Below are 13343 nucleotides of genomic sequence, written 5' to 3'. Positions count from 1 at the left end.
CGATAGACCGCACAGCGGTCTCGGCTACTTACAACACAATACTCATGCCGTCATACGCAACTTCCACCTGGCGCCGATCCAGTTCTGCGCGCTCCGGCGAATCCTCATCAAGAATCGGGTTGGTGTTGTTGATGTGGATAAGTACTTTGCGCTGGTTGGGCAGTTGCTCCAGCACTTCAAGCATCCCACCGGGGCCGTTCTGCGCCAGGTGTCCCATCTCGCGCCCAGTACGAGTACCGACGCCGCGCCGCCGCATTTCATCGTCATCCCACAAGGTTCCATCCACCAGCAGGCAATCGCTGCCGGCCATGATTTCCAGAAGCGCATCATCCACCTTGCCCAGGCCCGGTGCGTAGAACAGTTTGCCGCCGGTGTTGAGGTCTTCGACGATCAGGCCGATGTTGTCGCCCGGATGCGGGTCGAAGCGATGCGGTGAGTAGGGCGGCGCGGCACTGCGCAAAGGCAGCGGGGTGAAGCGCAGGTTCGGGCATGTCGGTACGCTGAAGCTTTGGTCCAGTTCGATACGATTCCAGGTCAGCCCGCCATTCCAGTGGTTGAGCATGGTGAACAGCGGAAAACCGGTGCTCAGGTCTTCGTGGACCATGTCGGTGCACCAGACCTGATGCGGGCAGCCTTCGCGCAGCATGAGCAGGCCGGTGGTGTGGTCGATCTGGCTGTCCATCAGGATGATCGCGCCGATCCCGGTATCGCGCAGGGCGCGGCCCGGTTGCATCGGGGCGAAGCTCTGGAGTTGGGCGCGGATGTCCGGGGAGGTGTTGCACAGCACCCAGTTCACGCCATCGTCGGAAATCGCGATGGACGATTGCGTCCGTGCCTTGGCCCGCAGGCTGCCGTTGCGAAAGCCCGCGCAGTTCACGCAGTTGCAGTTCCACTGGGGGAAGCCGCCGCCGGCAGCGGAACCTAGAATCTGGACAAACATGGACGCTCCATCATTTCAACGCTGAAAATAAAACGCCTCGGATAACCGAGGCGTTAGCTGCAGTCTGCCTAAGCAGATTAGCGGCTGGCGAAGTACATGGTGACTTCAAAGCCGATACGCAGGTCGGTGTAGGCAGGTTTGGTCCAGGCCATAAGTTGAACTCCTTCAAGTGGGGTGGGACAGCGCTATCTATAGGTATAGTCCACCTCAAATCAGAGATGTTCCAGATAGTTAGGCTAGTTAGGCGGCTATGTTACTCAAAATTTCAAAGGGATTGTCCGTGAAACTTTGAGAAAGCTCCTTGCAGCCTCGGTAATGATCATTTTGCCGCTTGCCACGGCGTACCTGGGGCAAGACTGTTGGCAAGACACAGCCTGCCACCCTCGGCCTGATTCAGGCGTCGGGCCGCAGCCAGTAGAGCGGTCCGGTCAATGCGCAAAATGGCCTCGGATAATTGCGTCAGATAATCCGACGAACGGCCGGCCAGCTTGCCCTGCCAGAGCAATTCGGCCGCTTGATCCGTGGTGAGCGCAGCGCTGGAAAACTGATCCGCCAGGGCTTGGCGTTGAGCGTTGAAAGCGGTGTCGTCGAGTGCGTTGATCAGTTCCGGCAATCGATTCAGGAATTGCTCGATGTGTTGCAGTAACTCCACCGGCGCAATGTTTGGCGATTGCACACCGAACAGCAGCCCGGTTTGCCCGTGAATCTGCCGCAGGGCGTTGAACACCGCATAGCCGAGTTGAAGTTCCACCCGCAGGCGTTGGTAGAAGGGGGTCTGGCAGACATGCGCGAGCAAACGCCACGCGGCTTCGTCGGCCATTTCCTGGGTGGCTGTCGGACAGAACAGCAGCAAGGCGTGTTCGCTGGAAGCGGTATCGACAGTGCTCCATAGATGCTGTGTAAGGATCGACGAGGGCGGCGTCAGTTGATTGTCCGGCGCGCCGGGTATGCGGCTCAAGGCCAGGCCCATGGCTGCTTGAGTCTGAGCCGATAACCCGATGGCCAGCCCATCCCATCGCGCACTCGACCAGAGTTGCTGCACATCGTCCGAGTTCGCGGCGTGCCCGAGGCAGTGATCGGGCAATGCCTTGAGCAGTTGTCGAATCGGTATCAACGCAACGCTGGTCGATTCGGCTTGTGAGACGGCGGCATCAGGTTTTGTCAGTTCTTTCAGCACATGCTCGAGGACGCTGGGCATCGGCTCCTGTAGCCCGTTCAGTTTGAGCAGCCATTCGTTGCCCGACGCACTGAAGGAAAAATCCACACCGGCCTGACGCGCGTCTTCGCGCAACGGTTGCAGGTGGTTTTCCAGCCGTGATTGAAGGTGGCTGCCGGGAGTCGAGTCCAGACGCCAGCGCAGATAAATCGCACCTTCAGCACCGTTGTCCGGCCATGCCTGGCTGAAGTGCATTGGCGAACGTTCACGACGGCTGCGCGAGCGATCCTGGGCAAAAGTGCGCAGGCCGCGGTGGGCGCTGGTCTGGCCGCGAATCAATCCGGCGTTGGCTGTTGGTGCTTCGGAGTGCAGGAAAGGGTTGAGTGCCGGCAATTGCCATGGGCCGCTGAAGTTATCCACCGTGCCGATTTGTTGGAGAATTTGCGTGAGGGCTGTAACACCCGGCTCGGATAACCCGACTTCGCGTTGTTCGCTGTCCAGTCGAGCCAGTTGCATGGCGCTGCTGATTTGCTGCTGGCGCTGGAGCAGGGAGGCGTACTCTGCGCGCAATCGGTCCCAGTCTTGCTTGCCAAAGAACCTGAGCCAGTCCAGCAGGCGTTCGCGGATGCCTGTTGCCGAGTCGGCGGCGGGCAGGGTGAATTCGATATGCAGCAAAGCTTGCCCGGCGAACTGGTACAGCGGTTGGGCTTTCAAGTGATCGAGGCCAGCCCGCGCTCGCGCAGGTCCACCAGCAAGCCCCCGGGTTTAGCCTGGTTCAGCCAGTGGCACAGGAACGCCAACGCTTCTGCAGAACGGTCGGGCAGTGCTTCGAGAGCAAACAGCAGCTCCAGACGTCGTTCGCCAGCCTGTTGATAACTTTTATCCGGCGTATCCATCAACGATATCGGCGCTTGTTGCGTGACTGTTTCGCCTGTGGCGATGACGCTGCCAAAGGCTTCGGCGATTGCCTTCAACTCATTGAGGCTCTGCGGTCCGACCAGGCTCAGGGCCATTTGCCCGGTCTGGTAAAAGTGCTGATGAAAATCCTGCAACGCCTGCTGAAACTCAGTTTGCTCTACCGGCAGACTGTCGCGATTACCAGCATGAAAACCTCGTAGCGGATGAGCCTCAGCCAGGCCATTGAACAACGCAAACTGCTGCTGCGCTGTCGGATCCTGCGACCACGCGACATATTCCGCGTGCAGCACTTCCCGTTCCCGCAGTTGATCGTCCGGATTCATACGCGGATGGGCGAGCATGTCTGACAGACGCTCCATTCCACCAGCGAATGCTTGAGGCGGCAATTCGAAAAAGTAGTCCGTGGTGCGTTCGCTGGTCCGCGCGTTTACCTGGCCGCCATGACTCTGGACGTAGGCCATCAACCCTTTCTCGGCAGGAAAACGCTCAGTCCCCAGAAACAGCAGATGCTCAAGAAAGTGCGCCAGGCCGGGCCACGCCAGCGGCACATCATGGCTGCCCGCGGCGACCCGCAACGCTGCTGCGCAGCGCTTCAAATTCGGGACGTGACGCAGCGTCACCCGCAAGCCGTTGGCCAGGGTTTCAGTGTGGGGGTGAAGGGGATTCGGCGCGGGCATGGGCACTTCCAGAACAGTGAAGTGCCAATGCTAGCGGATTAGAGTGAGTCAGCGCTTGTTCAAGTCGCCGTAAAGCTCGGGACGACGATCGATCAGGTAGCGATTGGCGGCGCGGGAATCAACCATCAACTGACGATCCAGCTCACCGACGATCAATGCTTCATCCAGGCCTGCCTGGGCGATACGGCTGCCATCCGGTGCGGCGATGCTGCTCTGGCCGCAGTAGTGGATGTCGCCTTCATGGCCGCAGTAGTTGGCGTAAGCCACATAGCATTGGTTTTCGAAGGCGCGGGAGCGCACGGTGACATCGGCGACGAAATCGAACGGAATCATGTTCGCGGTCGGCACCAGAATCAGCTCGGCACCGGCCAAGGCCAGACGTCGGGCGTTCTCCGGAAACTCCAGGTCGTAGCAGATCAGGAAACCGAGTTTCCAGCCGTTGAGTTCAACGACGGGAAACTCATCGGCACCTGCGCTGAACATCGAGTGATCCAGATCGCCGAACAGATGGGTCTTGCGATAGTTGCAGATGCGCTCGCCAGTAGCGTCGATCAACTGCACGGCGTTGTAGATCTGCCCGTCCTCGGTGCGCTCGGGATAGCCATACAAAATGGCGATCCCGGCAGCCTTGGCAATGCGCGCAATCTGCTGCGCCGATTCACCGTTATGCACCTCCGCCAGCACGCTGACGGCATCGACACCGATGTTGTAGCCGGTCAGGAACATCTCCGGCAGCACCAGCAGATCGGCGCCTTTGGCTTCCAGCGCCAACTGATGCAGGCGTTGAAGGTTGCCGGCGACATCCAGGGGCAGCGGTGGACATTGGTAAAGGGCTACGCGCATTTCGGAATCCTCTTACTCGGGCAGGGCGATCGGTCCGATCTCGTTGAATACATCTCCTGGACCCGGATTCTCGGCGTGAGTTGCACCGCCGAAGTGTTTCATGATGCCCCACACCGCGTTGAGCGAGGTTTGTACCGCGCCCTCAACCCAGGCCGGCGTCCACGAAACGTCGTCACCGGCGATGAAAATCCCGCGCTGCTCGACTGGCATGTCGTCCTGCATGAAGTGCGCATACATGCGCTGGTTGTAGCGGTAGTGGCCGGGTAGCGCACCTTTGAACGCGCCGAGGAAATGCGGGTCGGCTTCCCACGAAACGGTGATCGGATCGCCGATGATCCGCGCGGCGATATCGACTTTCGGGTAGATCTTCTTCAACGCATCCAAGGCCAGTTTCACGCGTTTTTCCACCGGCTGCGGGAGCATTTTCAGCGCGTCGCTCATCCACGAGTACGACAGGCAGATCACTCCCGGCTTGTCGTCGCCGTTGTCGAACAGATAAGTGCCACGGGTCAGGCGATCAGTGAGGGTCATGCTCATCAGGTCGCGGCCGGTTTCCGGATCCTTGTCCTTCCAGAACGGGCGGTCGACCATCACGAAAGTCTTCGACGACTGCATGTAGCGGGTGCGGTCCAAAGCCATCCACATCTTTTGCGAGAACAGGCTTTCGTCGCATTCGATCTGAGTGGTCAGCAGCCAGCTCTGGCAGGTGGTCAACACGGCCGCGTATTCGCGGGTGTCGCCCCAGTTGTCGGTGACGGCGAAACGGCCGCCCGGCGCGTGGGCAATCTTCTTCACGCCGGTGCGCGGTGCGCCGTTGTGCAGCGAGCTGAGGCTGGTGCCGGCCGGCCAGTGCGCGCAACGTTCCGGCACATGGCGCCAGATGCCCTGTGGCACCTGTTCCACACCGCCAACCACCAGGTGCTGGTGATCGTCGCAGTTGGTCATCACCACGCGGAAGATTTCCAGCATCGAGTTCGGGAAGTCCGAATCCCAGCCGCCGGTGCCGAAACCGACCTGGCCGAACACTTCGCGGTGATGGAACGAGAGCTTGGCGAAGGCCTTGGAGGTGGCGACGAAATCGTAGAAGGTGCGGTCGTCCCACAGCGGCACCAGGGTGTTCCACAGTTCCTTGAGGCGCGGCACGTCGCGGTCGCGAATGGCTTGCTGGATATCGGCGAACTGCGAGCCGGCTTCCAGGGCATCGGCCCAGGCGTCAGCCACTTCCTGGAACAATGCAGGAAGATCCGACAGCTTCTGTGCGTAATGGGTCTGACCTTCGAGGTCGATCACTGTGCTGCCCGACGCGGGTGTCAGCGGGTTAGGGAAAGGTTTGGTTTCCAGACCCAGTTTGTCGACGTAGTGATAGAACGCGGTGGACGACACCGGGAAGCGCATCCCGCCCAGTTCGGCAATGACGCCTTCGGCGCCATTGAACGCCTGGGAGCGCAGGCGGCCGCCCATTTTCGAGGCTTCGTAGACGACCGGTTTCAGGCCCAGCTTCATCAGCTCATACGCCGCCACCAGGCCGGCAATCCCGCCGCCGACAATCGCCACTTCGGCACCGTGATTGTGCTCGGGAATGCTGCCCAGCCCGGCCGGGTGTTCGATCCAGTCGTCGAAGGCGAAAGGAAAGTCCGGGCCAAAAATGGTGATTGGCTTTTTACCGTCTGCAGGATGGCGATTGTTCTTGTTCATGGCTGACCTTGCTGGCGACCCGACGCGGAATGCGCATCTGAGTATAGGAAAAGATGCCAGCCATTCTAGAGAGCACGGAGCACGTTAATAAGACGCAAAGTGTCGTCGTTTTGCCAATTCAACGATCAATATGACGGTCTATCGATACACACTGCCCACTGTAGGAGCGAGCCTGCTCGCGATAGCGTCAGCTCAGACACCCATGAAACCTGAATTGGAATGTCAAACCGGCTGCCCCCGATCAATCTTGCTACTCAAGATGATCGACGTCGTGGTCTTCTCCACCCCATCCACACTGCCAATCTGATCCAGCAACTGATCGAGTTGCTCCGGCGAATCGGTGCGCAACCACGCCACATAATCAAATTCGCCACTCACCGCACACAACTGCTGCACCTGCGCCATCGCGCTCAGGCGTCGCAACACTTCCTTGCCGGAACGCGGTTGCACGGTTATCCCCACATACGCCTGCAACCCGCCATCCACCACCCGCTGTCCAAGGCGCACGCCGTAACCGGTGATCACCTTGGCCTTTTCCAGCCGCGCCAGGCGCGAAGTGACCGTGGTGCGGGCGATGCCCAGTTGTCGGGCGAGCATGGCCACGCTCTCGCGGGCGTTGATCTGCAGGGCGGCAATCAATTGGCGGTCAATTTCATCGAGAACAGGGGGGCGAGTGTCGGGCAACGGCGTGGCTCCAGAGGCGTGAATCAATGGTCCTGCATGTTACAGGCTCGTTCGACGCGACGCTTGTGGCCGAAAGAGAGTAGGCAATCGACTAAGATTGATGCTGTCTAGGGTGAGAGGCCAAGGACATGACAATAAAGCTGCCTGCCGCTGTACGGGACCGTGCATTGCAGATCGCCCATCACGAAATGGGGCACTACGTGGTGGCCCGCGCCCTGGGATTTGAAACGGGTGGGGTGAGCCTGACAGTGACCATGGACCTTAGACATAAGGGGGGGGCCTCCATCAACTTGGTGCGGTCAATTTTGTCGATGGAAGCCATGAAGGAATACCTGGAAGCCCGGATGATGGTGCTCCTGGCTGGCGCAATGGCGCAAACACTGCCTTCAAAACCTTCAGCCGCAAAACGCGTCGATAAGCGGCAAGCGACAGCCATCCTCAAAGGCGAGCAGGGGGCGGAACAGGATTACGCAAAAGTCAGGGAGCTACAGCACCTGCTGCGTAATATCCTCTACCCCGATATCGATCCAGCGTCGTCTGAACGCATAACTGCGCAGCTCAAAGCGATGACTGATCGCGTGTGGGATCGGACGCAACAAATCATCGAGGATCAGGCCGGGACGATTGCCGAATTGGCCGGGGCGCTGGTGGACGGGATGGTCATTGTGGAGCAGTGGGGGCGGGCGGCGGATACGTATGAGGTTGTGTTGACGGGGCCGATGCTGGAGCGGTTGCGGGCAGTGCAGACCATCCCTTCGTTACGTGTTTGGACTGACAGTTGCAGTGATGTCGTCCAGCACTGCAAATAACGAAGGGTCGAAGAGGCCGGCTCTATCAGTTCCAAAAAGGGAACGCCCAGTCCCTTTTTGGGAGTTTTCCGGTCCTGTGAACAGTGTTCTATTGATCTGCATCCGCTCTTGATTGAACAGGCCTTCGCGTCAGCACTTTCACCACATCATCAATCACCGCTTTGCTCATCGTCGTCAGGTAATGCGCGGCCCAAGCGTGGCGGTCGGAGTCTTGGGCGTAGGCGGCGTCCACGGTGAGGGACTTGGCGAGGAACAGCAGGTCGGAGGCTTGGGCCAGGGCGTCGGCGATGGGGACGTCGCGGCAGACGTGGAACAGGGGTTGATTCGAGAGATACAGGAAGGGGGTGAAACCGATGGTTTTGAGTTCTGAGGGCGAGGGCGAATCAGTTTTAGTCATGGTCGTACTCCAAGATTAGAGTAGTCGCCACGTTCGTTTCCAAGCGAATGGGTGGCGGCTGTGCGCAGGTTGGAAAACCGGGGACCACAGAACCGGCACGCCCGAAGGCGTCCCGCACACAGCTGCCATAACACAAAACTCACAGTAGTAAAAAACGTCTGGAATCGTGGTAGGAGTACTGTTGCACTGTGATCCGACGGGTTTCCAAGCCCGATCACTGATTGGTCAGCGACGTCCAGAGACTATCCCGTCGAAGAAAAGCGCAACAAGGCGGCAAAGTGCCCAAAAGCAAGGTTCGGAGTTTGCCTACAAGGTTTACGGACGTCATCCGATATTGCGACACCCTCTGTAAACGAAGACTGGCGCAACGAGCGATTTTCCAGGCCGGTGCATCCTCTGAGTAGTTGAGCCAAACGCCCGGTTCCCGTGTTGTCGTGAGGGCACTGAAGCAATTGGCAAAACGGCAAACTCTCTGCCAGCAACCATCGTTAACAATTGACAGAGAAATCAGGATGGTTGGGCACCTCTGAAACTCATACATTTATTCCTTTGAGGTTATATTCCTTTGGTGGCATATTTGTATGAAATGGGACGTCGAATACACGGATGAATTTGAGGCCTGGTGGGATCACCTGAACGAGGCCGAACAGGACTCGGTTCAGGCCACGGTGATGTTGCTGGGCGAGGATGGCCCACACTTGGGTTTTCCACATACCAGCGATATCAAGGGTTCACGGCATGGCAACCTTCGTGAGTTAAGGGTGCAGCACGCTGGCAGGCCTTACCGTGTGCTGTACGCGTTTGATCCACGGCGCAGCGCGATTCTGCTGATTGGCGGTGATAAAACCGGCCAGGAGCGTTGGTATTCGGAACAGGTGCCACTGGCCGAACGTCTCTACGACGAGCATTTGGAAGCATTGAAGAAAGAGGGCTATGACAATGGCTAAAAAATTTGCTGATTTGGTGGCACGTCGCTCTCCAGAGTCTCAAGCGCGTGTTGAGGCCTTGCATCAGAAGCTACGAGCACAAATGCCGCTTCACGAATTGCGCCAGGCGCAAGCGTTGAGTCAGGACACACTGGCCAGGACACTGCATGTCAACCAGGCGGCGATCTCCAAAATGGAGCGGCGAACGGACATGTACATCAGTACTTTGCGCAACTACATCCGCGCCATGGGTGGCGAGTTGGAAATCATCGCCACTTTCCCCGAGGGCCAGGTAAAGATCGAAAACTTTGCCAACTGAACGATTAAAAAATGGCTCAACTGTTTTGGGCTATTCAAATACGCAAAAGCCGCGCATTGCGCGGCTTTCTTGTTTGGTGGGCCCACACGGACTTGAACCGTGGACCAAAGGATTATGAGTCCTCTGCTCTAACCAACTGAGCTATAGGCCCTCAGTAGGTCGCGGATTATAGCGACGGTTTTGCGACTGTGCTATCCGAAAAAGCCTTTACGCTTGTACGAAGAAACGTCGCGGCGAATTCGTCGGGGGGTAGAGGCAGGCTGACGATGTAGCCCTGGATTTGTTCACAGCCCTCGGCGGCGAGGAATTGCTGTTGCGCCCGGGTCTCGACCCCTTCGGCAATCACGGTGAATTGCATACTGCGTCCGAGGGCGATGATGGCGCGGACGATGGCGGCGTCGTGGGGATCGTCCGGTAGACCGCGGACGAAGGACTGGTCGATCTTGAGGATGTCCAGCGGCAGGCGCTTGAGGTAACTCAAGGACGAGTAGCCGGTGCCGAAGTCGTCGATGGCCAGTTGCACGCCCAGTTGTTTGAGTTGATGCAGCACCGCCAGCGCTTCTTCGGCCTGGCTCATGATGAAGTTTTCGGTGATTTCCAGTTGCAGGAAACCGGGGTTGAGGCCGTTGTCCTTGAGCAACTGTTCGATGCGGCCCAGCAGGTTGGGTTGGCGCAGTTGGGCGCCGGCCAGGTTGACCGACAGCGGGCCGGGACTGTCGTACAGCCGGTGCCATTCGGCCATCTGCCGGCAGGCGGTTTCCAGGACCCAGTCGCCGATTTGCAGGATCATGCCGTTTTCTTCGGCCAGCGGGATGAAGTGTTCCCGGGGCACGTCGCCAAAGGTCGGATGGTGCCAGCGGATCAGGGCTTCGGCGCCGACCAGGCCGTAGTCTTCGAGGCTGATTTTCGGTTGGTAGCACAGGTGCAACTCGTTGCGTTCGATGGCGCGGCGCAGTTCGTGTTCCAACGCGACGCGTTCGCTGGCCTGGGCGGTGAGGTCGCGGGTGTAGCTTTCGACACGGTTGCGGCCCTTGGCCTTGGAGCGGTACATCGCGGCGTCGGCGTTCTTGATCAGTGTGGCAACGTCGCAGCCATCCTTCGGATAGAGGCTGGTGCCGATGCTGGCGCTGATGAAGAACTCGTGTTCGCCGGCCTGGAACGGTGCGGCGAAACAATTGAGCAGTTTGGTGGCGATGTGGTCGGCATCGCTGGATTGTTGCAGGCCCGGCAGCAAGATAATGAACTCGTCACCCCCCAGGCGCGCCACGGTGTCGATGTCACGCAGCTGCTCCTTGAGGCGTACGGCGATGCCCTTGAGCAGCAGGTCGCCGACCGGGTGGCCGAGGCTGTCGTTGATGTGCTTGAAGCGGTCGAGGTCGAGGAACAGCACCGCGCCCTGACCGCCGTTTTCCTGTTGGTTGTTGAGCGCCGTCAGCAGGCGGCTTTCGAACAGCGTGCGGTTCGGCAGGCCGGTCAGCGGGTCGTGGTGCGCCTGGTAGTCGAGTTTGGCCTGGGCATGCTTGAGGCTGGAAATGTCGGCGAACACCGCGACAAAGTGGGTGATGAACTTCTCCCGGTTGCGCACGGCACTGATGGTCAGCCAACTGGGGTACAGCTCGCCATTCTTGCGCCGGTTGGAAATCTCGCCTTGCCAGTGGCCTTCGGCGGTCAATTGGTGCCACATGGCCGCATAGAACGCGCTGTCATGCAGGCCCGAGGCGAGCAGGCGTGGCGTGTGGCCCAGGGCTTCACTTTCGCTGTAACCGGTGATTTCGGTGAACGCGCGGTTGACCGCGCTGATGTGCTGTTGGGTGTCGGTGATCAATACGCCTTCGGCGGTGCTTTCGAACACGGTGGCGGCCTGTTGCAGTTTTTCCTGCATCAGGTGCCGCTCGGTGATGTCCCGGGCGATGGTCAGCATGCAGTCTTCATCGCCAATCGGCAGCGGACGGCTGGACACTTCACAGAGGCGGATCTGCCCGTCGCTGCGGCGGATATGGCAGCTGAAGTCGCGGACAAAGCCGTCGCGGTGCAGCAGGTCGAGCATTTGCTTGCGTTCATTGAGGTTGACCCAGATCCCCAGGTCCAGCGCCGAACGATCCACCGACATGGCGCTGTTGAAGCCGGTGATGCGGCTGAAACCGTCGTTGACCTCCAACAGCAAGCCATCGCTTTGTCGCGACAGCAGCAAGCCGTCGGGGGAAGCATGGAAGGCCTTGGCGAATTTTTCTTCGGACGTTTGCAGCTGTTGCTGGGTTTCCTTGAGTTGGGTGATGTCCCGCACCACGACCACCAGCGCCGGTGTCATGTCGAGGTCGAACGGTTCGGCAGAAATCAGGCCGGTAAACACTTGGCCGTTGCTGCGACGAAAGGGCATTTCCAGGTTGCGGATGCTGCCGGCCTGCAAGCGTTGCAGCAGGCCCGGCCCGACACCGGGGATCCCCCAGATGTTCAGGTTGGTGGCGGTCTGGCCAATGACCTCCTCGGCCTTGAGGCCGATCTGCTCTTCGAACGCTTCGTTGACTTCCAGCAGGCAACCGTCGCTCAGGCGCGCGATTACCAGAATGTCCGGGCATTGCTGGAACACGGAAGCGAATTTCTGCTCCGACAGGCGCAGTGCTTCTTCGGTGCGCTTGGCGTCGGTGATGTCGATCATCAACCCGCGCAACACCGGTTCATGCCCGTGTTCGATCAGGCTGACAATGTCGCGCACCCACAGGCAGCGGCCGTCGGCGGTGATCACCCGGTAATCGAGGCGGTGGTCGCGCCCGGCCAGCACTTCGTGGTCGCAGAAGGTCTGGGCGCGGGTCAGGTCGGCGGGGTGAATGATGTTGCGCCAGAAGCCCGGAATCAGCCAATGGGACAGGGGATAACCGAGAAGGTCTTCGGCGTGGGGCGATACGTAGCTGTAGGTGAAGTCGGTGACTTTTGCTTCCCAGGCGATGGCCGACAGGCTCTCCACCAGGCCACGGTAGTGGTATTCGCTGCTGCGCAGTTCCTGTTCAAGGTCGACCCGGCGGGCAATTTCCGAGCTCAAGCGGCGGTTGATGCGGATAACGACCGCCAGCACGACAGTCAGCAGCAGCAATCCGGGCAGGCCATACACCAGCAGGTCGTTCCAGAAAGTTCGATGATCGAGGACGTTGCCGACCCAATGCTCCTGGATGGCGCTGATTTCTGCGGGGCTCATGTCCGCCAGGACTTTATCGAGAATGCCGGCCAGCACCTTGTTGTCGCGGGGCACACCCATGGCCAGTTGATAGCGATAGGGCGTTTCACCGCTGACATACAACCCATCGAGCTTGAGTTGGCGCAGGCTCCAGACGCTGGAAGCCAGATCGCCTACCACGGCGTCCACTTCGTCGGTGGCCAGCGCCTGCAGCGCCGAACTGACGTTGGGCATCGCCACCAGATTCAAGTCGGGGTGGTGGCTGCGCAGCAGTTCGTGGGGGGCGTAGTTTTCCACCACGGCGATTTTCAGGCCGTACAGGTCTTTCAGATTATGTGGCTGGGGACCCCCGACATGGGCCAGGATGACAATCGGAAAATCCAGATAAGGACGGGTGAACGACAGGTATCTCTGGCGTTCCGGGGTCGACATGATGCCCGGCAGCAGGTCCAGTTTGCCCTTTTTGGCCTGTTCCAGGACGGCGGTCCAACTCACCGGCTCGATGGGCGTGAGTCGGGTTGCCAGCCTTTTGCGGATGACCTCGATGTAATCCGCAGCAAGGCCCTGGTAGCGGCCCTCATCGTCACGAAACTCGAAGGGCGGCCACGACGCATCGACACCCAGGCGCAATTCCGGGTGAGCCGCCAGCCAGCTACGTTCTTCGTCGGTTAGAGTCAGCGCGCCAGCCGTTGCGGTCCAGGTCATCAGCGACAGCAAAAAAAGCACGGTCGGCAGTCTGGGCATAACGGTCTCGTTATGGCTCTGGGGATTGTTTCGAGTGTAGACGGGCTACGGGGCGGAGGGGGAGGT

Annotated in this window: 10 protein-coding genes, 1 tRNA gene and 1 pseudogene; 3 read left to right on the top strand and 9 right to left on the bottom strand. The window is 59.5% G+C overall.

Annotated elements, in window-relative coordinates; genetic code table 11:
- Positions 1–28: 28 nt before the first annotated feature.
- The 6 genes and pseudogenes from pqqB to AC3ITA_RS26345 form a co-directional block, all read right to left on the bottom strand.
- Positions 29–940, bottom strand: coding sequence for a pyrroloquinoline quinone biosynthesis protein PqqB (gene pqqB, locus AC3ITA_RS26370; protein ID WP_150672018.1), 912 nt, complete (start codon positions 938–940; stop codon positions 29–31).
- A 77-nt stretch (positions 941–1017) separates the two neighbouring features.
- On the bottom strand, positions 1018–1092 hold the full coding sequence (gene pqqA, locus AC3ITA_RS26365) for a pyrroloquinoline quinone precursor peptide PqqA (RefSeq protein ID WP_003444522.1): 75 nt from the start codon (positions 1090–1092) through the stop codon (positions 1018–1020).
- 167 nt (positions 1093–1259) lie between these two features.
- Positions 1260–3691, bottom strand: a pseudogene (pqqF, locus tag AC3ITA_RS26360) (pyrroloquinoline quinone biosynthesis protein PqqF).
- A gap of 48 nt (positions 3692–3739) precedes the next feature.
- Positions 3740–4534, bottom strand: coding sequence for a carbon-nitrogen hydrolase family protein (locus AC3ITA_RS26355; protein ID WP_095944840.1), 795 nt, complete (start codon positions 4532–4534; stop codon positions 3740–3742).
- A 12-nt stretch (positions 4535–4546) separates the two neighbouring features.
- Positions 4547–6229 (bottom strand): flavin monoamine oxidase family protein, encoded by a 1683-nt coding sequence (locus AC3ITA_RS26350; protein WP_489278786.1) that lies wholly within the window; start codon positions 6227–6229, stop codon positions 4547–4549.
- A gap of 222 nt (positions 6230–6451) precedes the next feature.
- Entirely contained in the window at positions 6452–6913 is a 462-nt protein-coding gene (locus AC3ITA_RS26345; RefSeq protein WP_007980298.1) for an Lrp/AsnC family transcriptional regulator, read from the bottom strand.
- 128 nt (positions 6914–7041) lie between these two features.
- Between AC3ITA_RS26345 and AC3ITA_RS26340 the strand changes: the two genes are divergently transcribed.
- Entirely contained in the window at positions 7042–7722 is a 681-nt protein-coding gene (locus AC3ITA_RS26340) for a zinc metalloprotease (protein ID WP_489278784.1), read from the top strand.
- Positions 7723–7810: 88 nt separating this feature from the next.
- Here the strand turns inward: AC3ITA_RS26340 and AC3ITA_RS26335 are convergent, their stop codons facing one another.
- Complete coding sequence (locus AC3ITA_RS26335) at positions 7811–8119, bottom strand: DUF3077 domain-containing protein (protein WP_489278783.1); 309 nt, start codon at positions 8117–8119, stop codon at positions 7811–7813.
- Between the two features lie 581 nt (positions 8120–8700).
- On the opposite strand from AC3ITA_RS26335, the gene AC3ITA_RS26330 reads away from it, so the two are divergent.
- Positions 8701–9066 carry a type II toxin-antitoxin system RelE/ParE family toxin gene (locus AC3ITA_RS26330; protein ID WP_150672013.1) on the top strand — a complete coding sequence of 122 codons (366 nt, stop codon included), beginning with the start codon at positions 8701–8703 and terminating at the stop codon, positions 9064–9066.
- Positions 9059–9364: an XRE family transcriptional regulator gene (locus AC3ITA_RS26325; RefSeq protein WP_008051594.1), complete on the top strand. Its 306-nt coding sequence runs from the start codon at positions 9059–9061 to the stop codon at positions 9362–9364. Before AC3ITA_RS26330 ends, AC3ITA_RS26325 begins: the two co-directional genes overlap by 8 nt.
- Before the next feature lie 74 nt (positions 9365–9438).
- Here the strand turns inward: AC3ITA_RS26325 and AC3ITA_RS26320 are convergent.
- Together AC3ITA_RS26320 and AC3ITA_RS26315 are read right to left on the bottom strand one after the other, a co-directional pair.
- A tRNA-Ile gene (locus AC3ITA_RS26320) sits at positions 9439–9515 on the bottom strand.
- Between the two features lie 15 nt (positions 9516–9530).
- Positions 9531–13277, bottom strand: coding sequence for a bifunctional diguanylate cyclase/phosphodiesterase (locus AC3ITA_RS26315; RefSeq protein ID WP_489278780.1), 3747 nt, complete (start codon positions 13275–13277; stop codon positions 9531–9533).
- Between the last annotated feature and the right edge of the window lie 66 nt (positions 13278–13343).

Source organism: Pseudomonas sp. GL_090, from assembly GCF_057837765.1.
Note: the sequence above shows the minus strand (reverse complement) of the source record. Positions and strands in the feature narration are given on the sequence as shown.

What these genes read in the sequence shown, in the direction of transcription:
- AC3ITA_RS26340 (WP_489278784.1), top strand. Translation starts at nt 7,042, where the DNA reads ATGACAATAAAGCTGCCTGCCGCTGTACGGGACCGTGCATTGCAGATC.
- pqqB (WP_150672018.1), bottom strand. Translation starts at nt 940, where the DNA reads ATGTTTGTCCAGATTCTAGGTTCCGCTGCCGGCGGCGGCTTCCCCCAG.
- AC3ITA_RS26315 (WP_489278780.1), bottom strand. Translation starts at nt 13,277, where the DNA reads ATGCCCAGACTGCCGACCGTGCTTTTTTTGCTGTCGCTGATGACCTGG.
- AC3ITA_RS26325 (WP_008051594.1), top strand. Translation starts at nt 9,059, where the DNA reads ATGGCTAAAAAATTTGCTGATTTGGTGGCACGTCGCTCTCCAGAGTCT.
- AC3ITA_RS26350 (WP_489278786.1), bottom strand. Translation starts at nt 6,229, where the DNA reads ATGAACAAGAACAATCGCCATCCTGCAGACGGTAAAAAGCCAATCACC.
- AC3ITA_RS26355 (WP_095944840.1), bottom strand. Translation starts at nt 4,534, where the DNA reads ATGCGCGTAGCCCTTTACCAATGTCCACCGCTGCCCCTGGATGTCGCC.
- AC3ITA_RS26335 (WP_489278783.1), bottom strand. Translation starts at nt 8,119, where the DNA reads ATGACTAAAACTGATTCGCCCTCGCCCTCAGAACTCAAAACCATCGGT.
- AC3ITA_RS26330 (WP_150672013.1), top strand. Translation starts at nt 8,701, where the DNA reads ATGAAATGGGACGTCGAATACACGGATGAATTTGAGGCCTGGTGGGAT.